Genomic DNA, 25,324 nt, shown 5'->3' with positions numbered 1-25,324 from the left:
GGGCCCGCTTTTGCCTTTTTTTCAGCCCGTATGGGCCGAGTCTGCGCCGTTTTTAAAGTTCTGCTTCGAGAGCCACTCGCGCTCTTCGTCGGTTTCCGGGATGTCGATCCTCTCGATCTTGAAGATCACGGGCCTCGTGCCGTCGTTGCAGCAGGCGATCATCACCCGCTCGTCGTTTGTCCAGCGGTGCATGATGGAGCCGCCCTGCAGCGCCGTGTAGACGTACCTGCTGATCGCGTCCCAGGCCTCGCCGCAGAACCGCCCGTTCATGAGGTGGTAGAAGTCGTCCTGCTCTTCGTCCCGCCGCAGCAGGAAGGTGTCGCCCGCCTTGAAGCAGGGGCAGGGGCCTGAGTGCGGGTTGGCGAGGTACTTTTGCTGGTAGTCGGGGAAGACCTTGGTCTCGAGGACCGTGATCCTGCATTCGTGCTTCATGGCGGGCTCTCCTTTTGAGGGCGGGGACCGCTTTTTTTTTCTGTTTCCGGACGCTTGAGGGGCGGCTCCCCCGGGTCATTTTAGCCCGGGGCCCTGCGCGGGGGACGCGGGGCGTCAGTTCTTCGAGGCGGGCAGGAACACCTCCGCACAGAGCCCCGGCGGGCTCTCCCCCGGTCTCGCGTCGGAAAGCGTCACAGTGCCGCCTGCCATGTCGGCGTAGGTCTTCACGACCCGTGAGCCCCAGGCCCGGTCCTCGGGCGGGCAGCTTCTCGCGATCCCGGCCTTGGCCCGGCCCCTTGCGCACTAAATTTCAGAGGGAGTCTGCCGGTTTCTCACCCCGGAGACGAATGCGTTTCGGGCGCTGCGGTTCAATAAGTTTGTCAGGAGCTTTTCGGTCGGCCGCATCAATTCCGTCGGACCTGACGCTGCGGGGCCTGGCCGCACCGCAGTCACCAACAGGGCCGTGGCCCAGTCAGCAGAGCACGGCTTTACGAAGCGGTTTCCAGCGTTCGGTGACTTAAGCCCAGGCAATCCTGCCCCCAAAAGCCCTGATTGAAAATGGAACAAACACAAAGGGCTCCTTTGAAATTCCCGGCTCTCCGGCCCCCTTGTAAAAGCCTCTCGCAGAGGCCCGCGCTCTGATTCCAATGGCATGGGCATTGCTTTGGGCTACTTTGCGTCCCCGAAAACGACGCCGCTTCATAAAAGTCAGGGAAAAAATCGCCTCCGGCGGAGGGGCCGGAGGCGGTTTGCTCAAGGCGTGCCTGCTTCAAGGGCTCAGAAGGAGACCTTCAGCCCCAGCAGTCCCTCAAGCTCGGTGGCATAACGGTGGCCGTGCTGCGTCTCGAGGTACCCGTAGAGCTTCACGCTCTTGTTGAGGTACTTCTCGCCGCCGATGCCCGCGTAGCCGCGAGCTCCAAGTCCGTCCACGTCGTACTTTTCGCCGTTCACGTGCACCGTCTGGTCGCCGTTGAACTCGTAGAGCACGCCGCCCCTGACGTAGAGGTCGCCCGTGAAGTTCCCGTCAGCCCCGAAGAAGCGCCGGCCCGCGAGGACGCCCGCGCGGCCCGTGACGCTTGTCATGTTGTCCTCATCCACCTTCATGCCGTTCGTGAGCCGGTAGTCCGCGCCTTCGGCGCGATACCAGGACGCCTGCAGCGAAGGCTCCACAAACCACGCCCCCCTCTCGCCGAAGCAGAACTGATGGCCGCCCTCCACGGATACTCCGAAGCCGTGGGTCGTGTAATTGCCCTTGAAGTTGCGGCCGTCAAGCATCGTGCCGCGCATCTCCTGGTGATAGAGGTCGGCGCCCGCGACGATGTCGAGGTAGCTGCCGCCCGCAAAGAGCCGGGTCGCATAGAGCGAGAAACTCTGCGAGTTCGAGTCGCCGCGGCTCGTGTTCCAGTCGTTGCGGGCCTTGTCGTCCGAGGTCGTGAAGTGGAAGTAGCCGCCGAGAATCCAGTCTCCTGCCTTGCGGTCCGCGCCCACGTTCACGCGGAAGGCGCTCTTGCGAAGCACCTTCCCCTGGTAGCCCGTGAACCTCGAATAGCTGCCGCCCGCGCTCGCCCACAGCCCCGTCCCGTCCTGATGACGGGCGTCTCCGAGGCGCTTCCTCAGGTCATCGAGCCCCGTGATGAAGTTGGATGTCATGCTGCTGGAGCTGCCCATGGCAAGCACTGTAGCGGCTGAAGGCGACAGTATGGGGACCGTCGGAACGACGGGCTTGTCCGGATTGGCCGGTTCGACGGGAGTGACCGGCTCGTCCGGAGTGACCGGCTCGACGGGCCGCTCCACGCGCTTCAGGTACCATTCGCGGGCCTGGCCGGAGTCGGTGTCGACCGTGCGGTCGGCGAGGGTGTAGACGTAATTGCCCTGATCGATCACATTCACATAGCCGCCTTGGTTTGCAAGCGCGAAGGTCGCGTCGCTGCCCGCGCTGACGGTAGAGGCGGTCTCCTGGACGAGGAAGGTAGACATCGCCTCAGGCAGCGGCTCGGAGCCGCTGCCCGCGACAAAGAGCTTGTGGCTGCCGCTCGCCTTGTCCGTGATAATGATCTGGTCGGCTTTGTCGGCGTTCACATCCGCCCGTAGGCTGAACGTGCCGTCGCTGCCGGTGAGCGTTCCGATCGTGAGCTTCCGGTAGGTGCCTTCCGGCGCGTTGTAGCCGACGTTGATCGCTGCGCTCTCCACCTCCAGGTTGGAAACCGAGCTGTCCATGGTCATGTTCCAGGACGCGCCGTTCTTAAACTGGAGGGCGGCGCTTCCGCCCTCAACGAGCGCACCGCCCGTGAGGGAGGAAGAAGAGCCGGCAAAGGGGAAGACTGCCTTGCCGCCGTCTTCCACATAAATATTGCCCGTCGCCTTGAAGCTGGAGGGATCGGAGCTGCCGTTGAAGTTTTTAAAGGTGACTTCGCCGTTGCTCTTGACCACAAAGACATTGCCGTTGCCGCCGCTGTTGGAGGAGGTGTTTACAGACTGCGTTCCGGTCACGCCGGTCTCGGCCTGGATCTGATCGGCCTGAATGGCCACCGAGCCGACTTCCGCATCGACCGCCGAGTTGTTGGTCGAGTTCATGATGAGGCTACCGGCCTTCAGGACAGTGGAGGCGCCCGCCTGGCCGCTCTGGATGGCGGCGTATTTGCTGCCGTCATTGGAAATGGTCGCCGTGCTGCCGGAGTTGCCGAGAACTTCGACTGTGGAATCACTCAAAGTGCGGATCGCGGATTTGGTCCCCGAGGTGATGTCCAGGTTGTTAAAGCCGCTCAGGGTCACTCGGTTGCCTGATTGAGCGAAAACGGCTTCGCCGGCCTTAAGCGTTATTTTCTTCGCCTTCACCTCTACCCATGCGCCTGGCTGGCCGTTGTCCCGGTATGAGGTGTAAATGGCGTAGTGATACGGCTCCATGTTGTTGACCAAGCTCGCCGTGCCCACGTCGATCAGGACATTGTGCTTGCCGTCAGCAGCGATTCTTGCATTGGTGTCAAAATCAAAGTTGCCGAGAATTGATGAGTAACTTTGGGTGGTCGAGGCCTCGATATCCAGGGCGGAATCGCTCCCGCCATGGAAATAAGTCGTCCAGATGGGACTGTAAAGCGAGTAATTCAGCGTTTCCTTGATATTGAGCCGGCCCGAATTGTTGAGGTCAACCGATGTTTTGTAAAAGAGCTCGGTCGCGCTGCTGCTGGCTGTATACGTGATTGTCGCTTGGTTTCCGTCTTTTACATAGTAGCCTTCGGCATTGGAAAGCGACTGGCTCCTTTCTGTAATGGTTGCATCATGAAGCTCAATCTGAGCAGCGCCCGCCGGGAGCGCGGCCAGTCCTGTACAGGCTGCAAACACCGCTGCGGCAATCTCTGTCCATGCCCCCCTTATACAAACTCTTGAATTTTCAGCCACTCTCATTTCTCCTCCTTTGAATGCGGCCTTTGAGATAAAGCCTGGATTTAATATTTGTAAAGAAAAATTAATACATGTAAATTTTATTGTAAGCTTCAGTGCCCTCAGGGGACAGAGCAAAACAAGAGCGAAGCCCGCTCTCGAGGGGGCTGTTGCTTCGGGTAGCAAAGAAACGGGATTTTCGGACGCAGAGCTCTTGGAGGAACGGGAAAATCAGGCCTTGCGGACCAATCGCCGGACTGATTCGACTGCAGGCGTTTATCCCTGTTTGCAGCGAACCGAGGCGAGGGAGCCGTCCGGAAGCTTCAGCCCGGTCCGCCGCGGGGCTGAGAGCTTTTCGCTCAAAGGCAGCCGCCTCCTCAGAGCCGGCGCAGGGCAGGAGATGGACGGGCGGCTGAAGCGGGTGACGTCACTCGGACGGAGCCTGTCGCTGCGGATCCGCTGCCAGAGTGTCCGCCGGACCGCCTAATCGGCGAAAGGCCTCAGGCTTGTGGAGGGGCTGGGTCGATTCATTCTTCGCTCAGGGCAGTACGTCTCCGGCGGTTCGAAGGCCCCTCGGGCTTCCGGCGCAGCGACGGCGGCGGGCTGCCGCAGACCGTTTCCGAAGGTCCTGTTTCCGCTTTTGTTGAACGTCTGCGCGGCTTACTCTTTTTCCCGCTGTTTTAGGGCCGCGCGTGAAGATGAAGCAAAAGGGGAGGTCAGTCCTTCGAGGCGGGCAGGAACACCTCCGCGCACAGCCCCGGCGGTCTCTCACCCGGTCTTGCGTCGGAAAGCGCCACGGTGCCGCCTGCCATGTCGGCGTAGCTCTTCACGATCGCAAGCCCCAGGCCCGTGCCCGCCACTCCCGTGCCCTTGATCCGGTAGAAGGGATCGAACACCCGCTCCCGCTCGGACTCCGGGATCCCCGGCCCCGTGTCCCGGACGGTGAGCGAGAGGCCCTGGTCCGTGCGCTTCGCCTCGAGCGTGACCGAGCCGCCTTCGGGCGTGTAGTGCACGGCGTTTTCCAGGAGGTTTCTCAAAATCGCGAAGGCCGGGGCGCGGCTTACGCCCGAGACGGGCTGCTCGCCCTTTTCATCCAGCCCCTCGGCCGAGAACTTCAGGCCCTTTTTCTCGATCTGGTCGAGCAGCGGCTCGAGCGCCTCGCCCGCGAGCTCCGAGAGGTACCAGGGGCGGGCGTCGCGGCGCAGCAGCTCCGGGGCCTCGCCGCTTTGCGCCCGCGCGAAAAGAAGCAGCTGCGAGACCTGCTTTACCGAGCGCTCGAGCCCTTCGCGCAGCCGCCGCACGACGGGCTTCGCTTCGGGCGAATCCGTGATGCGGTCGAGGTGCTCGGCCTCGAGCGTGAGCGCGGTGAGCGGCGAGCGGATTTCGTGCGCGGCGTCCGCGGTGAAGCGGATCTCCCGGGTCCTCGCCTCCCGCACCCGGGCGAGGAGCGCGTTCACGGCGTTCACGAAGGGCCGGATCTCATCGGGGACGCCTTCGACGGAAAGAGGCTCCAGATTGGCCGCGCGCCGCGAGGCCACCTCGCGCGTGGCGGCGTCCAGGGGCTTCAGAGCCCGCCAGAGGACCCAGGCGATCACGCCCAGCAGCACCGGCAGCAGCGCGGCCAGCGGCAGCACCGCGGCGGCCGCCGCCTTCATCGCCGAGCGGTCGCGCTGCTGCAGCGGCTCGGCCACCGCCGTGTAGCGCCCGGTGGGCAGGAAGACCACGCAGATCCGCAGGTCTTCGCCGTCCACGTGCCGCGTGGTGAGGCCGGACCGGAGCGGCGAATTGAAGGCAACGTGCACGGTCTGGCCCTGCAGCGTCATCATGCGGATCGCCACCGGCTCGCCCGCCGGAATTTCGGTGCGCTTCATGGGGTTCACGAACACGGTCTCGCCCGGCATCATCATCATGCGGCGGCGCCGCACGACAAGGGGCTCGTCGGAGTCAAGGCGCTTCTCGAACTGCTCGGGGGCCATGGTGAGCGCCCCGGGAATCACGTTGGCGACGTCCGCGCGCGCGAGCGCCACGGCCATGTCCTCGAGATGCGCGTCGCGGGTGGCGAGCGCGTCGGTCCGGACGTTCTGGAACAGGAGGGCGAGGGCCGCCGCCATGACGAGCACGGTCGAGACGGCCACCGCAAGCAGCGTGCGCGACAGAAGCGACTTCGAGCGCTGCGGGGCCATCAGGCGCTCTCCTTCCTGATGCGCCAGCCGAGCCCGCGGATGTTTTCAATGAAGCCGGGGCCAATTTTTTTGCGAAGCACGTGGATCAGGTACTCGATTGCGTTCCCCTCGGGCTCGTCGCCCGGCGCGTAGAGCTTTTCCTCGAGCGCGCGGCGCGAGAGGATCGCCCCGGGGCGCACGAGAAGGGCGGCGAGAAGTGCGTATTCGCGCTTGGAAAGGGTCACCGTGGTGCCGCCCACCGTGCACTCGTGGGTGACGGTGTTGAGCGCGAGCTTTCCCGAGCGCAGCACCTCCTCGGCGATCGGAGCCTTGCGGCGCATGACCGCCCGGAGCCTTGCGAGCAGCTCCGAGGTGTGGAAGGGCTTGAGCACGTAGTCGTCCGCGCCGGCGTCCAGCCCCTCGAGCCGGCTCTCGAGCGCCTCGCGCGCTGTGACCACGATCACCGGGAGGTCGCACAGGGGCCTGGGCATCGCGCGGATGCTCTTCAGGACGTCGATCCCGTCCATGCCCGGCAGCCCCAGGTCCAGCAGCACCGCCTCGGGCGAGCCGCTTTTCACGGCCTCGAGCCCCTCGGGCCCCGAGGGGGCCCAGAGCACGGTGTGCGCCTCGCTCTCCAGCGCGGCGCAGAGCGCCCGCGCGATGAAAGGGTCGTCTTCGATAAGCAGGATCTTCATGGCGCCAGAGGGGGGAAGGGCGTCCCTCCCGTCCCGCAGAAAAAAAGAAAAACGGAAGCCGCGCCGGGGCGGCTTCCGTGGCAGGAAACAAGAGGGGGCGGAAGTCTCTCTCCGGCCCCTCTAGTTTAAGCGGGGAGCGCGGGCAGCCGCTCCCCTTTGAGGCGTGCGGCTCAGTAGCAGCCGCGGCCGCCCATCATGCCCGGGCCCATGCCCCAGTGGCCGCGCGGCCCCATGGGTCCGAAGGGGCAGCCGTAGCCGTTCGTGCTGCGGTTGCCGAGGTCGAAGGCCGCCTGGATCTTGCCGCTCTGCGCGTCGACGAGCGCGGAGATCATCTTCCCGTCCTTGTCCTGCAGAAGCACGTCCCAGACGAGGCCGTAGTGCGAGCCGCGCAGCTGCGCGCGGCGGCTCTGGCCGCCGTAGGCCTTCTCAGCCGTGGCCACGGCCTCGGCCATGGCGATCTTCGGGTTGACGTTCTGGCCGTAGGCGGGGCCGCCCAGAGGCCTCGGGGCCGGAGCGTCCGAGGCCGCGAAGGCGGCGCCGGAAAGGGCGAGAGTGGCGGCGGCAATCAAAACGGCAGCGCTTTTCTTCATGATGGATGTCCTCCAGTAGTGGTTGCGTTCAAGTGTTCAAAGAGGGGGCGGCCCCTTGGGCGGAAAGGTTCCGCCGCTTTGGCGGGGCCGCGCTCCCTCATCTCTTGACACGAAGTCTAAGCGGCGAAACTTAGCCCACGGGTAGCTTTTCCTTAGTTTTCCCTAAGTCGGGGTAAAAAAGTGTAGAAAAGCCGCCCGCTTTGTTACGGTTTCGCGGAGCCGCCCATGTTCATGCCCTGGTGCCCCATGTGCTCGTGGGCCGCGCCCGGGTCAGCAGGCGAAGAGGCGGCGCCGCCGTGGAAGGGGCAGCCGGCCCCGGGCTCGCCCATCTGGCCCTGCATCGGCATGGGCTGCGGGGCCGGAGCCTCGCCCATCTTGTGGCCTCCCATGGGGTCGTCCGCGTTCATGGAGCCGTGCATGTGCTGCATCTGCATCGTGCCGGCCGGATCCTGCCAGCCCGCGATCGCGGGGTCCACCATGCCGAAGATCATGGCGACGTGCGAGAGCACGAGGAAGGCGGCCACGCAGCCGATGTGGAAGCCCTGGCGGGCGCGCTCGGCGGCGCTGCGCATCAGCACCCGCGCGTGCAGCAGCGCGATGAGGATCATCGGGATCCCGGCCAGCAGGTAGGCCAGCACCGAGACCACGTCAACCCAGGTGCGCCACTGCTTCAACTCGGTCACCGGCACCACGACGGAGGGGATCAGGTAGAGGCCGATCGCGAGGAAGACGAGCCCCGCCAGCACGCCGCAGACGCGGTTCAGGGTGACAAGGGCCGGGTGCCGGCCAGGGGAGAAGAGGTTGATGAGTTCGGTAATGGCAATGGTTTCGGCAAGGATCACGGGAATCGCCATGAAAAGAATCAGGTTCCAGGGCGAGTTCACCATGAGCAGTTCCATGTAATGCGTCATGGACATAGGAAATTCTCCAGTCAATTTTTCAAATGAATAAAAGCTTTGGCCCAGGGCGGTCGAAAAGTTCTGCGACCGGGGGCGCTTCATGCGCTCTTCGGACCCCCGGGGGCCGCCTGAGGCGTTTGTGCCTTCCCCAGCGGGTGCAGGACCGAAGAGAGGCGGCGCAAACAGGAATCGGCGCCGCAGCGACGGGAGAATCAGGCGATCGGCGGCCGGTAGATGCCGGCCGCAAGGAGCTTCGGAGCCGGAAGCCTCGCCGCCGGGAAGGGGGCCTGCGGGGCCGGGGCCGCCGAGCCCTCGGGGGCTTCGCCCGCGGCGAGCGTGAGCTCGCAGCAGAAGTGGTGGAAGCCGCCCCCCTGCGGGGCGGCGGCATGCGCGCGAAGCCGCATGGTGCCGTCCGGGCAGCAGGCGTGCGCGCCCTGCGCGGCTGCGGCCGCAGCGGCTGAAGCGGTCGGGCCCTCCGCCATCATGCTCACGGCGGCGCCCGGCCGCAGCAGCAGCGCCGCGGCCAGAACGAGGAGGAAGAGCGCTCCAAGCGCCGTCCTCAGAAAAGCGTTCGCGTGAACCATGAGCAAGAGTGTGGAGGAGATCCCCAAATGAGAATTCTTTCAGTCAGGGACTCTACCTTTGCCGGGGCGGGGCGTCAACGCCGCCGTGTTTCGATATGTTAAGGAAGAGCTGGCCCGGAGGGCGCTCCCGGGACAGCAGCGCCGGGCATTGTGATAAGGTTGCCTGTTGCAATTGCTAACAGGAGGATGCGCAAATGTCAGAGCGGGCGACCTGGGCTTCGAAAGCCGGTTTTGTCCTTGCGTCGGCCGGAGCCGCCGTGGGGCTGGGGGCGATCTGGAAGTTCCCGTGGCTCGCGGGCAGCAACGGGGGGTCGGCCTTCGTGCTCCCCTACGTGCTCCTGTCGCTCACGCTCGGGTTCGTGTTCCTCACGGCCGAGATCACGCTGGGCTACATGGGGCGCGGCTCCATCGTGACCACGATGAGGAAGCTGGGCGGCCCGCGCTGGGTGCCGGTGGGCTACATGGGAGTCGCCACCGGCCTTCTCGTCCTCGCCTTCTACTCGGCGATCGGGGGCTGGACCATCGCCTACCTCGTCGACGCCCTGATCGGGCGCGGGCTCGTCACCGACCAGGCGCAGCTCGGGGCCCGCTTCGCTTCGGTGAGCGGCAACCCGACCCTCGCGATCGGCTACCAGGCGCTTTTCCTCGCGCTCACGGCCGGGATCGTCGCGCTTCGGGTGAACAAGGGGATCGAGCGGCTCTCGCGCGTGCTGATGCCCGCGCTTTTCATCCTGATGCTCGTGCTCATCGTGCGCGGCCTCACGCTCCCCGGGGCGGGGAAGGGGCTTGCCTACCTCTTTGCCTTCCGGCCCGAGGCCTTCACCCGCGAGAGCCTCTACGCGGCCTTAGGCTTCACGTTCTTTTCCCTTTGCGTGGGCTGCGGCTGCATGATGACCTACGGCTCCTACCTCCCGCAGGACAGCCGGATCCTTCGCTCCTGCGCCGAGATCGTGGGGCTCACGACGCTCGCCTCGATCCTCGGGGCCCTCATGGTGATGCCCTCGGTCTTCGCCTTCGGGCTCGACCCGGCCGCCGGCCCCGGGCTCACCTTCGTCACGATGCCCGCGGTCTTCGCGCAGCTGCCCGCGGGGGGACTCTTCGCGATCGCCTTCTACGCGTGCCTCGCCTTTGCCGCGCTCACGAGCTCGGTGTCGCTCCTGGAGCTCGACGCGGCGTTCCTCGTGGACGAGCACGGGCTCTCGCGCTCGGCCGCAGCGGGGCTCTGCTCGGTGGCCGTGATGGCGGTGGGGATCTTCTGCTCGCTCTCCTTCGGGCCGCTTGCGGACTCGAAGTTCCTCGGCCGCAACCCCTTCGAGTGGTGCGACTTCCTCACGTCCAACATTTCGCTTCCGCTCGGGGGCCTTGCCGTTGCCCTTCTCGCGAGCGTCTTCTGCTGGCCTGCCTTCAGGCGGGCTGTCGCGACCGGCTCGAGCCTTCCGGAGGGCTGGTACCGGCTTTTCCGGGTGCTGCTCACGGTCGCCTGCCCGGTTCTCGTGATCGCGGTGCTTGTGACGGGGCTTGCCTGACAGGGGAGGGTTTCCACGGATCCTGGTGCGGGAAAAGCCGCCCGGGATGCCCCTGATGCGGGGCGGCTTGCCTCCGGTATACCATCTCCTCCCCGTGAGCCCGGCCCCGCCTTCCTCCCCGCTTAAGGGAACCGGCGGGCGCTTTCGGGGCTTTCATATTGGAGAGAAAAATATGCAGATGAAAATGAAGCGGCTCGCCCTTGCGGCCGCCCTGGCCTCGCTTTTTGCCGGCGCTTCGGGCGCCGCTTCGGCCGCGGTGCCTGACGGCAGCTGGACCGGAGAGAGCATGGGCCGCAACGGCCCCGTGAAGGTCGAGGTGACGACCAAGGCCGGCCGCATCACGCAGGTGAAGGTCCTCAGCCACAAGGAGTCGGTCGGCATTTCCGACCCGGCCTTCTCGCGCGTCCCGAAGGAAATCGTCGACAACCAGACGGTGAAGGTCGACGCGGTGGGCGGCGCGACGCTCTCCTCGATGGGCATCATCAACGCGGTGGCCGCGGCCTTAAAGAGCACCGGCGCTGACGTGAGCGGGTTCACGAAGCCGATGAAGCACAAGTCGCTCGCGGGCGCGGCGCCCAGGGAAGTGAGCACCGACATCCTCGTGATCGGCGCGGGCAACGGCGGCATCACGGCCGCGGTGAAGTCGGCGCTTGCCGGCAAGAAGGTGATCCTCATGGAAAAGCGCGCGGCGGTGGGCGGGGTCTCGGCCCTCAACCACGGCGGCTACGCGGCCACCGGCACCCGCTATCAGAAGGAAGTGATCAAGGAGCAGCACGACTCGCCCGAGCTGCTTTACAAGGACATGCTGAAGGGCGGCGACAACCGCAACGACCCGGTGCTCGCGCGCATGACCGCGCAGCGCACGGGCGAGGTGGGCGACTGGCTGATCGACGACCTGCACATCCAGTACGGCGCGGCCTGGGTGAAGTTCCCGGGCCACAGCGCGGCGCGACAGATCAGCGCGAAGGGCAACTCCCTGCACTGGCAGGAGCAGATGCTCGACATCTATAAGAAGCACGGCGGCATCATCATGACCGACACCCGCGCGACCTCGTTTGTGACCGACAAGGCGGGGAACGTGATCGGCGTGAAGGCCTCGGGCGTGAACAGCCAGCCTTATAACTTCAAGGCGAAGTCCTACATCCTCGCCTCCGGCGGCTACGGCGGCGACCCGGCGATGGTGCCCGAGCAGGCGAAGCATGCGCTCTTCTACGGGCTCCCCACCGAAACCGGCGACGGCTTCAAGATGGCCCGCGCGATCGGGGCCGACAAGATCAACATGGACTGCATCACGATCTACCCGAACGGGATCGAAGTGCAGCCCGGCCGCTCGATGGACACGACCGGCTCCTCGACCCTTGCGGTGCGCAACAGCGCGATCTACGTGAACTCCGACGGGCGGCGCTTCATCAACGAGAACAGCTCGCTCAAGGACCTCGCCCGCGCCACCCTCGCGCAGAAGAACTACATCATGTACCTCGTGATGGACGACGCGGCCTGGAAGATCTACCAGAAGAAGGCGGTTGACGACCACACGGTCACCTCGGCCGCGATTTTCGAGTCCTGGAAGTCGATCCGCAACCACGGCCGCCCCGTGATCTGCGAGGGCACGATCGATCACTGCGCGCAAGAGATGGGCATCAATGCCCAGGGCCTGAAGCAGACGATCGCCGACTGGAACGCTTCGGTGAAGGCGGGCGAGGACAAGGCCTTCGGCCGCAAGACCCTCAAGGCGATCGGCGAGGGCCCCTACCACATCGTCGAGCAGAAGGGCCGCTATCAGACGACGCTGGGAGGCCTCAAGGCCGACGCCCAGATGAGGATCCTCAACACGCAGGGCAAGCCGATCGGGAACCTCTTCGGCGCGGGCTCTGTGGTGGGCGGCGCAAACGGCGCTGACGCCCTGACGACGCTCAAGAACACCTGGGTGATCGTCTCGGGCTACGTCGCAGCCGAAAGCGCGCTGAAGAACCGGCAGAAGTAAAGGAGCGGGGGAAATAGAGAAGGGAGGGCTTTCGCGTCTCCTTTCTCTCCCCGGCCGGTAGAATGAAGCGGAGTGCGCCCTCCATCGGGTCCGCCCCGCTTCTTTTTTTCTCTGCCGTCCCTTTTCCCTTCCCGCTGGATTCCGGAGACTATGGCCGTCCGATCGCTTTGGATGCTCGCAGCGTGTTTTTTCTTCATGCTGATGGCGCTTTTTGCCAAAATCTGCACGGGGCATTTCTCGGCCTGGGAAGTGGTCTTCTACCGCTCGCTCGTAGGGCTTGTCTTCATGACCGCGGTGATGGTGAGGAAAAAGGTCGCCTTCGGCACCCGCTATCCGCTCTCGCACCTGAAGCGCTGCGCGGCGGGCACCCTCTGCTTTGCGCTTGAGGTCTCGGCGCTGAAGCTGCTGCCGCTCGGGCTCGCGCAGTCCATCTCCTACAGCAGCGCGCTCATTTTCATCGTGTTTTTCATCGCTTCGAGCCTCGCCCGGCGCAGGCCCGTCGAGTGGCCGCTCGTTGCCGTGACCGCGGCCGGGTTCGGGGGCGTGCTGCTCATCGCGCGCCCCGGCGCCTCGGGCTTTGACCCGGTCGGGGTCGCCCTGGGGCTCGGGGCGGCCTTCTGCGGGGCCTGCGTCTCCTGGTCGCTGCGCGAGCTCGCAGGCCAGAAGGAGCCCCGGGAGCGCACGGTGTTTTACTTCATGCTGGCCGGGGTGCTTGCGGGGTTCGCCGCGACCGCGGCGGGGTCCGAGGGCTTTCACGCGGTGGAGCCGCGGCATATCGCGCCGCTCCTTGGCGTCGGGGTGAGCGCCGTCATCGCGCAGATCGCGATGACCTACGCCTGGACCTACGGGCACCCGATTCTGAACTCCATCTACGACTTTTCCGGGATTCTCTTTGCGACGCTCGCGGGCATCCTCTTTTTCGGCGAGTCTCCGGACCTGTTCTCAGTGGCCGGGATGGCGGTTGTGTTCGCCTCGGGCGCGGCCGCAAGCGTGATGCGGCTCCTCTCCGAGAGGCGCTCCGCGGGCGCTTAGGCTTATTCAGCCTCCGGTCTGAAAGGAAAGGCAGCCCGCGGGGGTTCAGCGGTAGAACCCTCCCATGCCGTCGCTCCTCTGGTGCTCGCCGTTCGGAAGATAATAGCCGCCGAAGCCGTCGCTCCTGATGTGGCCGCCGTCCTGGGTGTAATAGCCCCCGAAACCGTCGCTTCGGGTGTGGCTGCCGTTATTGTGGTAATAGCCGCCAAAGCCGTCGCTTCGCTGGTGGTCGCCGTTCGGGTGGTAGTAGCCTCCCATGCCGTCGCTTCTCACGTGCCCCTGATCGGTATAGAAGCCGCCCATGCCGTCGCTGCGGATGTGCTCCGCGCAGGCCTGCGCAAAGGGAAGGCAAAGGGCAATGGAAAGGACAAGGAGTTTTTTCATCATCTGGCTCCGGCCCGTCCCGGGGGACGGGGAAATTGAGTTCAAGAGGAAAGGCCCGGGGGTTCCCGGGCCCGCGCTGACTTATAAACTGAGTTTCTGATACACCCCGTCGATACCGCAGGTGTTTCCGTTGTCGAACTTCACGTGCCCCGAACCGAAGCTCGTAAGGCGGATCGACACTTCTTCGCTCAGTGCGAGTTCAAGGCAATTCTCGGTTTTCAGATAAAGGCCGGCATCTGTTCGGTACCAGTTGCCATCTTCCCGACTCACTTCCGCCTTGTATCTTCCCGAAGAGGGGTGGACGGGGCGATAGACAGAATCAAGGTCGCAGGTTTCCCTGGAATCCTTGAAGTAGACCGTTCTGCGGTCCGTGTCGATGAGACTGTCATCGTACGAAGCGTATTCATAACAATATTTCGTCTTAATGATCAGGCTCGAAGGGTTTGTTTCATAGATATTGGAATCTTTTCGGCTCAGGGTGGCCGAGTAGGTCTCCGCCCAGGCGGCCGAGACAAGAGCGAACGAAAGAGCCGAGGCGGCAAGGAATTTAAGAAGCTGCATAACGTGATGCTCCGACAATAGCCGCCTTAACGGCAGAGCTCCTGGTAGATGGACGTGTATTCCTGGTTTTTAAGGGCGTTCTCCAGCAGGGACGGGGCGGGCTGGTGGGCCGCACTGAATTTCTCGCTCGAAAATTGCTTGTTCGAGGGGAAATGCTCTTCATAGAGCCGATTTTCAAGCGGCAGCATGAGGCCGTTCGAGCAGTAGAGCCCGTAGGACATGATGGAGCTCAGCGCGCCGCTGCTCTGCTTCTCGGCATAATCTTTCGCAACGGCGATCTGGTAGAGCGTTGATCCGTCGAGTTGATTCACTCCCTTTTGGGTCAATCCCGGAATGTAGTACGTGGTGTGGTGGGGCGAGGAGAAGATTTTCCGGAATTTGGGCTCGGAGGAGTCCGCGGCGCCCGCTTCGGCCTCGGGATTCACGCAGGTGAAATAGATCCTCGCCCGGCCGTAGGTTCCGGTCGGGATGACCATGTTCGAGATGCCCTGGTTGAACCCGCCCCAGAAGCCCCCGCCCGAGGTCGACGGGGCGGAGAAGGGGCGGGAGGTCCCCGTGTAGGTTCCGTTGTTGGTCTGCTGGCTCAGGAGCTTGAACTGCAGCTTTTTCTCGTCGCAGTACTTGTGCCCCTTTTCATAGAGCTCATCGAGAAGGTCGCTACCGGGCTGTCCCAGGCTCCCGAGAGACGAAATGGTGTAAACGCCCTTGTTCACTTCGTTGACCGAAGAGGTGATCGCGCATCCGCCGAGAGCGAGCGCGCAGAGGGCGGCGGGGGCCAGAAATTTTGAAGCCACGGATCTCTCCTTTGTATTTACAAAAATTAATAATTGTAAAGAGACATTTTAGGGGATAAGAATCCGTCCGGGGCTCAGAAGGCGAAATCACAAATTTGTGACCAAAGCGGGGGCTGCCGCAGGGCGGACCCGTTGCGAGGTGCGCGGGGAAAAGGACCGGGACCGCCGCCTTCGGCCGGAGTCCTCAGGAGGCGGCGCTGGCTGAGGCCGCCTTGCCCCGGCGCTTTTCGAGGAACTCGACGAAGCGGTCCGCGCCCGGCCCCCGAAGCTCCGCGCTGCGGCTGAGCGCGATGCGCAGATGGCACTCGGCCCACCGGTTCGTGAGCCTCACGAACCGGACCCCGGGCCAGAAATTGCCGGACGCGCCCCGGGTGCTGAGGACCGCGATCCCCACTTTCCTCGAGACAAGCTTCATCAGGAGCCGCTGGTTGTCCACCTGAACCTTGGGCGTGATGGGGCTGCCCTCTTCGCCCGCGTGCTCGAAGATGAAGCGCTGCATCGCGCTCTCGTCGGTGAGCGACACGAAGGGGTAGGCGAGGCTCTCGGCAAAGGCTATTTCCTTTCTCCCGGCGAGCTCGTGCCCCGCGGGGACGGCGAGCACCAGGCGGTCCTCGCGGTAGGGCCGGAATTCGACTCCGGGATAGTCGCCCTCGTAGGCTCCGACTCCGAGGTCCGCGCGGCCCTCGGCCACGGTCTTTACGACATCAAGCGAGCTCTTCTGCTCGAGCACGATCCGCGCGAGCGGGTTTTCGACGAGGTACTCGGAAATGTCGTCGGGCAGGAAGTCGACCGAGGCTCCGTAGTTCGCCGCGATCCGAAGGATGCCCTTTTCCATCTGCGCGAAGGGGGAGAGGCTCGCTTCAAGCGCGTCAAGGTCTTTGACAACGCGCCTTGCCTCCTGCGCCGCGACCCGTCCCGCCCGCGTGAGCTCGAGCCCGTTTTTTCGCCTGATGAAAAGCTTCACCTGAAGCGCTTCCTCAATGTTCTTGAGCCGGATCGAGGCCGAGGATGGCGAAAGTCCCACGCGCGAGGCGCCCCGGGTGAGGTTTTCTTCATCGGAGACGGCGAGAAAGAGCTCGATGTCGGTAAGGGAATAGTGCCTCATTTTTGTCTATTACAAATTCAGCCTTTGAAAATTCCGAAGCCGGAGCTAGATCTTTAGGATAGCCTTTTCTCCGTCATCCGAAGCGTAAACCGAATAAAAACAACGCTCGGAAAAGAATGAGGAGAGAACCGCCATGATGAAAGGCGCTTTAACGGCCCTGGCCCTGATTTTGATGTCTTCCGCGGCTTTTGCCGCGGACACTCCGATGCTCGCCGACCGCCACGTGAAGGCGGGCGTGAAGTGCGAGTCCTGCCACGGCTCCGACCAGACCGCCAAAGGCCCCCGGACCGTGAAAAAGGAAACGTGCCTCGCCTGCCACGGCGGCACCTACGCGAAGCTCGCTGAGAAGACCGACTCGCTCGAGGTGAATCCCCACGACTCGCATCTGGGCGAAATCGAGTGCACGAAGTGCCACCGCGGCCACCAGAAGCCGGTGCTCGAGTGCGCCCGCTGCCACGATTTCAGCAAGGAACTTCACATCAAGTGACCGCCCGGGAAGCGGTTGCTCATTTTTAACACCCAAGGAGAGAAAATCATGCCGTCACTGACCAAACGCTCATTTCTGAAACTTGCCGCGGCCTCCGCCGCCTCGATTCCCGCCCTGCAGGCGCACGCCTCTGAAAGCGGGGAAAAATTCGACGTCACGACCGACGTGCTCGTGATCGGCTACGGCGGCGCGGGAGCCGCGGCCGCGATCACCGCCCACGACGCGGGCGCGAAGGTGCTGCTCATTGAGAAAATGCCCCGCGCGGGCGGCAACACCGAGGCCTCCGGCGGCGGCTTCATCATCCCGAAGGACGCGGGCCAGGCCTACGAGTACCTCGAGAAGACCTTCCTCTTCGCCGACAACGAGATGGACGGCGAGCTCGTGAAGACCTTCTGCGAAGGCGCGGTAAAGCTCCCCGAGTTCTTCAAGCGGATCGCACCGGGGGCGAGGCTGCGCGTCACGGGCCACGCGAACTATCCGTACCTGCCGCACGCCGACAACATCACGAAGTACCGCGTGGGCGGGAAGAAGTCGGGCGGCATCGAGCTGATCGCCGCGCTCAAGAAATGCGTCGAGGAGAGAAAGATCGAGACCTGGCTCAGCTCGCCCGCGCTGGAGCTCATCCGTGAGGGCAATACGGTGGTCGGCGCGACCGCCCGGCACGAGGGCCGCGTGGTGCGCATCAGGGCCCGCCGCGGCGTCATTCTCACCACCGGCGGCTACGAATACGACAAGCAGTCGCTGCAGAATTTCTGCCAGGGCACGAAGGTGCTCGGGCTCGGCAACCCCGGCAACACCGGCGACGGGCTTCGGATGGCGGCCTCGATGGGCGCCCGCATGTGGCACATGACCTCCTACTCCTGCCCGCTCGGGATCAGGATCCCGGGCTGCAAGGCCGCGGTCTTCGTCACCATGATGACCCCGAACTACATCATCGTGAACCAGGACGGGAAACGCTTCTGCAACGAGGCGGGCGTCGACTTCCACGGCTTCATCTACGCCGTGAACCAGCTGGACGGCGTGCATCACCGCTATCCCGCGATTCCCTGCTACATCGTGATGGACGAGGCGGGGCGGCTCGCCGGACGGCCCACCCACTTCAAGTACGGGTACGCGGCCGGGATCGAAGGCTACCACTGGAGCGCGGACAGCTCGGCTGAGATCAAGAGCGGCATCGTGAAGAAGGCCGACACGCTCGACGAGCTCGCGAAGATGATCAAGGTCCCGGCCGAGAACCTCAAGGCCCAGGTCGCGCGCTGGAACAAGGACATCAGGGCGGGAGCCGACACCGAGTTCGGCCGCAAGATCAAGAAGACGGGCAAGTCCGCCTTCGCCGGCACCGACGTCCCGACGCTTTCCGCGCCGCTTGCCGAAAAGGGCCCGTACTACGCGATCGAGTGCTACCCGGCGCTGCTCAACACCCAGGGCGGTCCGAAGCGCGACGCGAAGGCCCGCGTGATGGACGTCTACAACCGCCCGATCCCGCACCTCTTCGTCGCGGGCGAGCTGGGCTCGATCTGGGGCTCCATCTACCAAGGGTCCTCCAACGTCTGCGAGGCCCTGGTCTACGGCCAGATCGCGGGCGCGAGCGCCGCGGCTGAAAAACCGCTCTGATTCTTAGAACAGAATCTCTCCTCGGGCGAAAGCCCCGCCGCACTCTTTTTGGGGAAACCAGGGAGCGCGGCGTTATTCCTTAAAGCGCGGGGCAGCTCCCCGCGCCGCTTTTTTCTCTGCCTTCAGCTTTCCAGCGCATTTGTTTTTCCGTCCGCGGGGAGGGCGCTTCCCTACAATAGAAGCGAGGGGCTGCTCCGCACGGGGGCCGGGCCCGATTTCCGCCGCGAAGGTGTCCAGAACATGAGAAAAATCTTCATACCGGTTTTCTGCGCGCTGATGCTTGCCGCAGGGGCAGCTCCTGCTGAGGTTCCTGCTCCTACCGACGAGCAGATTGCGGTCTACCTCTCGCGTGAAATGCAAAAGGTCGACTTTGAGTCTTACTACGCTCGGACGGAGCGGCTTGAGCCTGCGGAAAAAAACCGGGTGGCGGCCGAAGCTGTGAAGCGGCTCTTTGCGGATCCAGACTTTGCCCGCTATGCGGTGAGCCAGCTGAGGCAGGTCGGGGTGTTTTCAATGAAGGATTCTGCTAAAGCAAACGAGCTTTCCGCAAGCCTGGGCCGGAACCTCTTTAGCTCGCTCTCGGACAAGGGCGCGAGTCGCCTGCCTTATGAAGACCAGCGCGCGCTCATCGCTTTGTACCTGCGTCGGATTCTCACCTCGCCCAACAGTCGCGCCTGCCGCGCCCAGATACTGAATGATCCAACGCTCGCGAGTTCTACGGAGCTTGCAGCCGCAAACCACCTTTTCCTCAATGGCCTCAGCCTTCAGGCTTTCAGGGCGCAGATGGATCGGGGAGTTCGCGCGACGCTGGCTGAGGTGAAGGGCAATCCGCCCGTGCGCCGTCCGACTGCGGCGCAGAAGGAGCTTGCGGACCAAGCGCTGGAAAAAGCCCTGGAGGCGAGGCTCTCGGGGATCTCCGACAAGCGGAAGCTCATTCTTCTTTCCGCGCTGAACGAGCCTAGAAGTGCGGATCCCGGCGATGTCTGCGAGGGAATGAGGCTCGTGTTCAGTGCCTACCTTGACTTGAACGGAGAGGTGGCCGACTGGGCGTACGAGGAAATGTTTGCGGCCACCCGCTGAAGTGCACCCCGGTTCGGAGGACGGCTTATTTCACTTCACAGGCGCAGCAGCGCCGGTGCCCCAGAGTGGAGCGGATGCTCTGCTGACGACGGCGGCGTCCTTCGAGCTCTTCCTGTGATGCCTCGCCGCGGCTGTTCCCTCTGTGCTTCCCCCGAAAAGGGCGTCCGCATTTGATCGTCTTTAAAGAAGGAAAAAAATCCGGCGCACGCCCGGGGAGAGAGGGCCGGGCGCGCGCCGGAAGGTGAAACAAACAGGAAAAACAGCGCTTAAAGCTCCCGTCTTTTTCAGCTAAAAATTGAGTAAAGCCCCGTCGGCATTGGGTCGGCGGGGCAAAAATTTTACACTCTACGTAGTTACAATGTAGTCCATTAGTGGTATAATGCTGGTATCCAGAGTCAGTTACCGGGAGCTCTCCATGTCCAAACACGTTGCCATCGTCACGACCCAGGGGCGCAAGTACGTCCGCGTTGTCGAGAGCTACCGCAATGCGGACGGCAAGCCCCGGTCGCGGCTCTTGGAGAATCACGGCAACCTCGACGTCCTTGAGCAAGAAGATCCCGACTATCTCAAGAACCTGCGTGCCCGCGTGGCAGCCGAGAACGAGGCGGTCAGGAAGGCCAGGCTGGAGGAGCTAGACAACTCGGCCCAGACAAGAATCCGCAAGCTCGAGCAGTCCCAAAAAGGCGCTGACTATTCGTGCGCCGCAAGGCTGAAGCTCGGCGCTGCCGTCATTCGGCAGGTATGGAAGGACGATCTGAATCTGCCGCAGGTGTTCCGCTATCTGCAGAGCAAGCGCAAAATCGAGTATTCGTACGACAAGGCAGCGTTCCTGCTGTGCTCGCAAAGGATCGTCAGTCCGGGCAGCAAGAAAAAAGCCTTCGAGGAGCGCGGCTCAAGCATCGTGCCGTTCGACGGCATCGCAGACAACAATGTCGTGTACCGGGTGCTCGACCGGCTTGCGGAGGACAAGGAAGCGATTGTCAAACACCTTAACCGCGAGATCAGCAGCAGGCTGAACCGCACGGTCTCAGCCGCCTTTTATGACGTGACGACATATGCCTTTGAGAGCCGGAAAGAAGGCGAGCTGCGCCAGTTCGGGCTGAGCAAGGACCACAAGGTCAACGAGGTCCAGGTAGTTCTCGGACTCGTGATGGATGCGTTCGGCATCCCCATTGATTACGAGCTTTTCCCCGGCAGCACCTCAGAGTTCGGCACGATGCTCCCCATGATCAGGCGGATCAAAACGGCTTATGACCTGCAGACGCTCATTGTCGTTGCCGACAGGGGGCTCAATTCAAACGAGAACCTGCTCGGGCTCAAGGACATCGGCTGCGACTTTGTCCTCGCGCAGAAGGTTAAGAACAGCACGAAGGAGCTGTGTTAGAGCAAAGGGAAAATGTCACATGCCAGCACAACGGGACTATGTCACACCCTAGCAAAGCGATTATGACACCAAAAATTCTCCGCCAAAGACAGAAATTGAGAGCCCCCTGGGGCCCTTTATCGTCTTCATGGAGAACACCCTGCCCACGCTCTGTCGGGCGCTCGCCTCAAATGGGCTGAAGCCCGTGCGGGCTGTGGGCAGGTTGGGAAAAAAGATCTTCTGAGAGCCTGTGTTGATTTCATTATTTGCCAGATCTGTTTTTCCGCTGCTTCAGCTTTTCTTCGAGTTCACGGGCCTTTTGGTCACGCTCTTTTCTCTGGGCCTGCCGTTGCTTCGCTTCAGCCATTTCGCATTCCAGCTTCATGACGAAGCCGTTGGGTCGCAAATCTTCCTTCTCAATGATTCGATCCAGGCATGCGTCTATGGTCTTCGATGACTCAAGGTATTCCGTGCGCTCGAGCGTTTTTCTTTTCCGGGCTTCAAAGCAGAGCAGATGTTCTTTGCCCCGTGCATCCCGGTAGACCATTTCCGGCGCACGGCCATCCGGGTACTCGATGACGCTGACTTTCTTGCCCATCAGCTCAAACTTCCGAGCGCTCGCATTCTTGAGCTGCAGGATCGACCCCCCGAAGGAGACGCTCAGAGATTTGCTCAGAACGCGTTCGTGCCACCAGGCGCATATGCGTTCAATCTCGGGCATACTTTCTTCAGCCACCGCACAGTTTGCGCTCAGGGGTTCTCTTGGGTCGATTCCAAACCGCTGATTGAAATCCCTGATCAGTTCGTCCATGCGCTGATTGGCGGTGGCCATGTCTTCGATTCCCATGACCCTGAACTCATGCGGCCAGCGCCCCTGCAGCGTCTTGAACAGGCGTTCTATCCGGCCTTTTGCCTGCGGGCTCTGAGCGAATATCTGCTCGATCTGAAGCTTGTCGCAGACTCTCTGAAACTGTGTGCCCTCTACATTTTTGGACCGGCCCTGAGCCAACGCGCGGAAAGTGCCGTGCCGATCGCTGTATAGCGCAAGGGGGATTCCGTGCGCCCTGATGTATTGGAGCAGCACGGTCATATAGCCCGCCGCGGTCTCCGAGGGAAAGAACCCGGCAGCGGCGATTCTGCCGGTCGCATCGTCAATGAACGCGATTAATGAGCACTCTTTCTGACCGGGGCCGAACCATCTGTGCGGGCTGCCGTCGATCTGAACCAGCTCGCCGAACCTTGACCTTCTGCGCCTCAGAAAATGACCGGCTCTTCTGAGCCCCTGCTCTGAGGCCTGAGGGCTGAGTTCTCTCAGAATCTTTCGAACAGTTTCCTTCGACACTTTGATCCCTTCGTTTTTCACAAGGTACTGAGTCAGGAGCGTCGGAGGGAAATCCTGATATTTTGTAACTGCCAGTTCTATGATTTTTAAACGAATATCGTCTGGCAGGCGGTTGCTCGGGGGCCGCCCTTTGTTGCCATGGGGCGGATCTGCGGCTTCGCCCCTTTTCCAGGCGGCCAGCCTGCGATAGAACTGGCGAATGCTCAGCTTCATCGCTTTGGCTGCCTCCGGCACCGAGAGCAGGCCGTAGGCGACCTGTTCGAAAATCTCCTCTGTGCCGGTCTGGGACTTCGGGGCTCTTTCAGGAAGCGAGTTTTTCATGTGCGACTCCTAAAAAACAGGCTCTCTGAAGTGATTGTGTGACAAAATCGCTTTGCCGGGGGCTGTCATGCAGATTGCCGGCTTATGACAGAGTCGCGTTGCCGGACCATGACATAGTCCCGTAGTTTTCCGTGACATTATCGCGTTGCTCTAACAACAGCACGAAGGAGCTGCGCAAACAGATCCTTGACGACGTAAATTGGGATGAGACCGTCATGGACGGCGACGAGATTGTCTGCCGCTACAAGACAATGGATCTGTCAAAGACGGTTTTCGTAACCAAAATCAGCAAAACCACAGGGCGCAAGTATCAGTCGTCGAAGAAAGTGGATTCTCTGGATGTCCGCTGGATCGTCTCGCATTCGCAGTCCCGGGCCAACAAGGACAATAGCGACATCGACCGTGCCGTTGAGAAGGCGAAAAAAGCCCTGCGCAGCAGGGGATCGCTGACCTCCAGCCGCGGATACAGGTCTTTGATCAAGGTGCCGAAAGGCGAAGGCGAGCCGTCACTGGATATGAAGAAAATCGAAGAGGCGAGGCGGTGGGCCGGCTATTACGCCGTCTGCACGAATCTGAAGACGAAGTCCTCTCAGGACATCATGAAGATTTACCGCAATCTCTGGCGCATCGAGGATTGCTTCTGGGTAAGCAAGACCACGCTCGAAGCCCGCCCCTGCTTTGTCTGGACAGACAGTCATGTCAGAGGACATTTTGCGAGTTGCTTCATCAGCCTCGTGATCGAAAAGTACATGCAGCATGTCCTCAAACAGAAGATCAGGGACATCACCTGTGACGAAATCAACGCGGCGCTGCGCGGTGCCGAAGTTGCCCTCGATGACGGCAATCCCCAAATGCCCCTGTACCTGAGGCTTTATCCAAAGGAGGGCCGCTTTGACTCGATCCTCAGGGCATTCAGCCTGGAGCCGCCCTGCCACTATGAGACGGCACAGTCACTATGCAAGAAGCTGCGGCTCAAAGACATTGCCCGACCGAAAAGTTGTACTACCAGAGATGAAAAATAATTAATGAATAAGCCCTTGCAATACAAGGGTTTATTCATTTTTAAGCTGATAAACTCGGGAAAAAAATCCGGCGCACGCCCGGGGAGAGAGGGCCGGGCGCGCGCCGGAAGGTGAAACAAACAGGAAAAACAGCGCTTAAAGCTTCTTCGCGGCCGACTCGCCCGCCTTCTTGCCGAAGGTGTAGACGTCGGCAATGGCGTTTCCGCCCAGGCGGTTCGCGCCGTGGATGCCGCCCGTCACCTCGCCCGCGGCGTAGAGGCCCTTGATCGGGTCGCCCTTCTTATTGAGAACCTGGCCGTTCACGTTGATGCGGATGCCGCCCATCGTGTGGTGCACGGTCGGGACCTTGCGGCAGGCGTACCAGGGGCCCTCGGTCATCGGGGCGTCGTCGGTGTTGGTGGCGACGAACCCGAACTTGTCGGGCGTGCCCTTGTTGCGGGCGGCCTTGTTGTACTCCTCGACCGCAGCCTTCAGGTGGTCGGCCGGGACGTTGAGGATCTTCGCCATTTCGTCCAGCGTCTGCGCCTTCTTCACGCGCCCGAGCGCGAGCATGTCCTTCATGGTGACGCCCATGCGGTCGGGCTTGTTCTCGTCGGGGTAGCGCAGCTTATTCATGAGGAGGTAGTAGGTGCCGCCCGGCTGCTTGAAGATCGCCTTGCAGAGCGTGTCGCGCGCCGCGCCTTCGCTCACGAACCGGTCGCCGTTCTTGTTGATGAAGAGGCGGTTGCGGCCCGAGGTGGCGATGTCCTGCATGAGGCCGGTGCCGGGCGTTCCGTTCGGGTGCAGCTGGATGTCGGAAAGCCCGATGATGTCGGCCCCGGCCTGCTGCGCGATCTTAAGCCCGTCGCCCTGGGCGGCCTTGTTCACGTTCGTGGTGCCGATGCGCGAGTCGAGCTTCACTTCCTTCCACACCCCGGTGTTCACCTTCTGGCGGAAGGGGATGTTGGCCCCGAAGCCGCCCGTTGCGATCACAACGCTCGGGCCCGTCACGGTGACGCTTTGTTTTCCATGGCGCAGCGCCTTCACGCCCGCGACCGCCCCGTTTTTCATGATGAGCGACTTCGCCTGCGTGTCGGTGAGGATCTGGACGCGGTCGCCGAAGCTCTTGAGTCTGCTCTCGAACACGGAGGTGTAGGCCCAGCCGGCGGGCTTCACGCCGTAGTGGCTCCGCTGCCCGAGGGAGCCGGTCGCGGCGCCGATCTTGTCGCGGAACACGACCCCTTCCTTTTCGAGCCACTCAAGGGCGTGGATCGAGTTGTACGTGAGGTAGTGCACGAGCTCGGGGTTGCCCTTGTAGTGGCCGCCGCGCATGGTGGCCTCAAAGAAGATCGGGAAGGAGTCGACGATGCCCTGGGCCTTCTGGCGCTTGTCGTCCACGGCGTTGAAGGCGCCGCCCGAGACCTGGGTGGAGCCGCCCAGATAGCCGAGCTTCTCGAGGATCACAACCTTCTGCGCGCCGCTTTCCAGCGCGGAAAGCGCCGCGGCCATCCCGGAGCCGCCGCCACCGATCACGATCACGTCGCCCGAAGCCTTCACCGGGGCGGTCGCGTACTTTTCAGAGTTCTTATTCCACTGCTCGAGATCCTTTTTCGTCGCGCCCGCCTGCTCGAGGCACTTCTGCACGCCTTCGACCAGGGCGCCGCTCGAGATGGTGGCCCCGGTCATCGCGTCGATCCCGATCGACTGCCGGTCGATGATCTTCTTCGAAAGCGCGGGCAGCGCCACCCGTCCGATGCCGTTGGACTCGAGATTCTTCGAGGTGTCGATCGCGGTGATCCTGCCGCCTGCGACCGTGACCTTCACCGTAAGCGGCGCGTTGTGCCCGTTCACGCGGGCCTCGTAGGTGCCGTCCTTTAAGGCGGCGCTCGCCGAGAAGGCCGTCGAGGCGGCGGCAAGGGCGAGGATGATTCTCGTGAATCTCATGCTTTGTTCTCCTTCAAATGGGTGCGGCGGGGCGAAAGGGCCCCGG

21 protein-coding genes are annotated in these 25,324 nt (G+C 62.8%); 8 read left to right on the top strand and 13 right to left on the bottom strand.

The features are described 5' to 3' along the window. Nucleotides 1-21 precede the first annotated feature (21 nt). The 7 genes from MUN46_RS09475 to MUN46_RS09445 all read right to left on the bottom strand — a co-directional run bounded on the left by MUN46_RS09475 (nt 22) and on the right by MUN46_RS09445 (nt 8,740). Nucleotides 22-432, bottom strand: a complete 411-nt coding sequence (locus tag MUN46_RS09475; protein WP_243376982.1) for a TIGR04076 family protein — start codon at nt 430-432, stop codon at nt 22-24. Between the two features lie 777 nt (nt 433-1,209). Continuing rightward, nucleotides 1,210-3,771 (bottom strand): autotransporter outer membrane beta-barrel domain-containing protein, encoded by a 2,562-nt coding sequence (locus MUN46_RS09470; RefSeq protein ID WP_243376981.1) that lies wholly within the window; start codon nt 3,769-3,771, stop codon nt 1,210-1,212. A 755-nt stretch (nt 3,772-4,526) separates the two neighbouring features. Continuing rightward, nucleotides 4,527-5,993, bottom strand: a complete 1,467-nt coding sequence (locus MUN46_RS09465) for a sensor histidine kinase (RefSeq protein WP_243376980.1) — start codon at nt 5,991-5,993, stop codon at nt 4,527-4,529. Next, nucleotides 5,993-6,667: a response regulator transcription factor gene (locus tag MUN46_RS09460; protein WP_243376979.1), complete on the bottom strand. Its 675-nt coding sequence runs from the start codon at nt 6,665-6,667 to the stop codon at nt 5,993-5,995. The genes MUN46_RS09465 and MUN46_RS09460 overlap by 1 nt, the downstream gene beginning before the upstream one ends. 170 nt (nt 6,668-6,837) lie before the next feature. After that, nucleotides 6,838-7,257, bottom strand: a complete 420-nt coding sequence (locus tag MUN46_RS09455; RefSeq protein WP_243376978.1) for a PepSY domain-containing protein — start codon at nt 7,255-7,257, stop codon at nt 6,838-6,840. 203 nt (nt 7,258-7,460) lie between these two features. Then, entirely contained in the window at nt 7,461-8,174 is a 714-nt protein-coding gene (locus MUN46_RS09450; RefSeq protein ID WP_243376977.1) for a DUF6803 family protein, read from the bottom strand. Nucleotides 8,175-8,368: 194 nt separating this feature from the next. Next, complete coding sequence (locus MUN46_RS09445) at nt 8,369-8,740, bottom strand: hypothetical protein (RefSeq protein ID WP_243376976.1); 372 nt, start codon at nt 8,738-8,740, stop codon at nt 8,369-8,371. Nucleotides 8,741-8,934: 194 nt separating this feature from the next. Between MUN46_RS09445 and MUN46_RS09440 the strand changes: the two genes are divergently transcribed. The 3 genes from MUN46_RS09440 to MUN46_RS09430 all read left to right on the top strand — a co-directional run bounded on the left by MUN46_RS09440 (nt 8,935) and on the right by MUN46_RS09430 (nt 13,282). Beyond that, complete coding sequence (locus MUN46_RS09440; RefSeq protein ID WP_243376975.1) at nt 8,935-10,266, top strand: sodium-dependent transporter; 1,332 nt, start codon at nt 8,935-8,937, stop codon at nt 10,264-10,266. A gap of 172 nt (nt 10,267-10,438) precedes the next feature. Then, the gene (locus MUN46_RS09435; protein WP_243376974.1) at nt 10,439-12,250 is read left to right on the top strand and encodes an FAD-binding protein; all 1,812 of its coding nucleotides are present in this window, start codon (nt 10,439-10,441) and stop codon (nt 12,248-12,250) included. 150 nt (nt 12,251-12,400) lie between these two features. Then, on the top strand, nt 12,401-13,282 hold the full coding sequence (locus MUN46_RS09430) for a DMT family transporter (RefSeq protein ID WP_243376973.1): 882 nt from the start codon (nt 12,401-12,403) through the stop codon (nt 13,280-13,282). A gap of 45 nt (nt 13,283-13,327) precedes the next feature. On the opposite strand, the gene MUN46_RS09425 is transcribed toward MUN46_RS09430, so the two are convergent. The 4 genes from MUN46_RS09425 to MUN46_RS09410 form a co-directional block, all read right to left on the bottom strand. Continuing rightward, nucleotides 13,328-13,669, bottom strand: a complete 342-nt coding sequence (locus MUN46_RS09425) for a hypothetical protein (protein ID WP_243376972.1) — start codon at nt 13,667-13,669, stop codon at nt 13,328-13,330. Between the two features lie 78 nt (nt 13,670-13,747). After that, complete coding sequence (locus tag MUN46_RS09420; protein ID WP_243376971.1) at nt 13,748-14,227, bottom strand: hypothetical protein; 480 nt, start codon at nt 14,225-14,227, stop codon at nt 13,748-13,750. A 26-nt stretch (nt 14,228-14,253) separates the two neighbouring features. Continuing rightward, nucleotides 14,254-15,021, bottom strand: coding sequence for a hypothetical protein (locus MUN46_RS09415; RefSeq protein WP_243376970.1), 768 nt, complete (start codon nt 15,019-15,021; stop codon nt 14,254-14,256). Between the two features lie 184 nt (nt 15,022-15,205). Next, nucleotides 15,206-16,126 carry a LysR family transcriptional regulator gene (locus MUN46_RS09410; protein ID WP_243376969.1) on the bottom strand — a complete coding sequence of 307 codons (921 nt, stop codon included), beginning with the start codon at nt 16,124-16,126 and terminating at the stop codon, nt 15,206-15,208. Between the two features lie 133 nt (nt 16,127-16,259). Between MUN46_RS09410 and MUN46_RS09405 the strand changes: the two genes are divergently transcribed. The 4 genes from MUN46_RS09405 to MUN46_RS09390 all read left to right on the top strand — a co-directional run bounded on the left by MUN46_RS09405 (nt 16,260) and on the right by MUN46_RS09390 (nt 20,691). Next, nucleotides 16,260-16,613, top strand: coding sequence for a cytochrome c3 family protein (locus MUN46_RS09405; protein WP_243376968.1), 354 nt, complete (start codon nt 16,260-16,262; stop codon nt 16,611-16,613). A 48-nt stretch (nt 16,614-16,661) separates the two neighbouring features. Then, complete coding sequence (locus tag MUN46_RS09400; protein ID WP_243376967.1) at nt 16,662-18,227, top strand: FAD-dependent oxidoreductase; 1,566 nt, start codon at nt 16,662-16,664, stop codon at nt 18,225-18,227. A gap of 240 nt (nt 18,228-18,467) precedes the next feature. Continuing rightward, the gene (locus MUN46_RS09395; protein ID WP_243376966.1) at nt 18,468-19,307 is read left to right on the top strand and encodes a hypothetical protein; all 840 of its coding nucleotides are present in this window, start codon (nt 18,468-18,470) and stop codon (nt 19,305-19,307) included. A 415-nt stretch (nt 19,308-19,722) separates the two neighbouring features. Then, nucleotides 19,723-20,691 (top strand): IS1634 family transposase, encoded by a 969-nt coding sequence (locus MUN46_RS09390; RefSeq protein WP_285230605.1) that lies wholly within the window; start codon nt 19,723-19,725, stop codon nt 20,689-20,691. Between the two features lie 241 nt (nt 20,692-20,932). Here MUN46_RS09390 and MUN46_RS09385 read toward each other — a convergent pair whose 3' ends face one another. Then, nucleotides 20,933-22,333 (bottom strand): ISNCY family transposase, encoded by a 1,401-nt coding sequence (locus MUN46_RS09385; RefSeq protein ID WP_285230533.1) that lies wholly within the window; start codon nt 22,331-22,333, stop codon nt 20,933-20,935. Between the two features lie 131 nt (nt 22,334-22,464). Here MUN46_RS09385 and MUN46_RS09380 point away from each other — a divergent pair, with 131 nt between their 5' ends. After that, nucleotides 22,465-23,355 (top strand): IS1634 family transposase, encoded by an 891-nt coding sequence (locus MUN46_RS09380; RefSeq protein ID WP_285230604.1) that lies wholly within the window; start codon nt 22,465-22,467, stop codon nt 23,353-23,355. A 135-nt stretch (nt 23,356-23,490) separates the two neighbouring features. Here the strand turns inward: MUN46_RS09380 and MUN46_RS09375 are convergent, their stop codons facing one another. After that, complete coding sequence (locus MUN46_RS09375) at nt 23,491-25,278, bottom strand: flavocytochrome c (protein ID WP_243377524.1); 1,788 nt, start codon at nt 25,276-25,278, stop codon at nt 23,491-23,493. Nucleotides 25,279-25,324 lie beyond the last annotated feature (46 nt).

The organism is Mesosutterella faecium (assembly GCF_022809315.2).
In the GTDB taxonomy this organism is placed as follows: Bacteria; Pseudomonadota; Gammaproteobacteria; order Burkholderiales; family Burkholderiaceae_F; genus Mesosutterella; species Mesosutterella faecium.
Note: the sequence above shows the minus strand (reverse complement) of the source record. Positions and strands in the feature narration are given on the sequence as shown.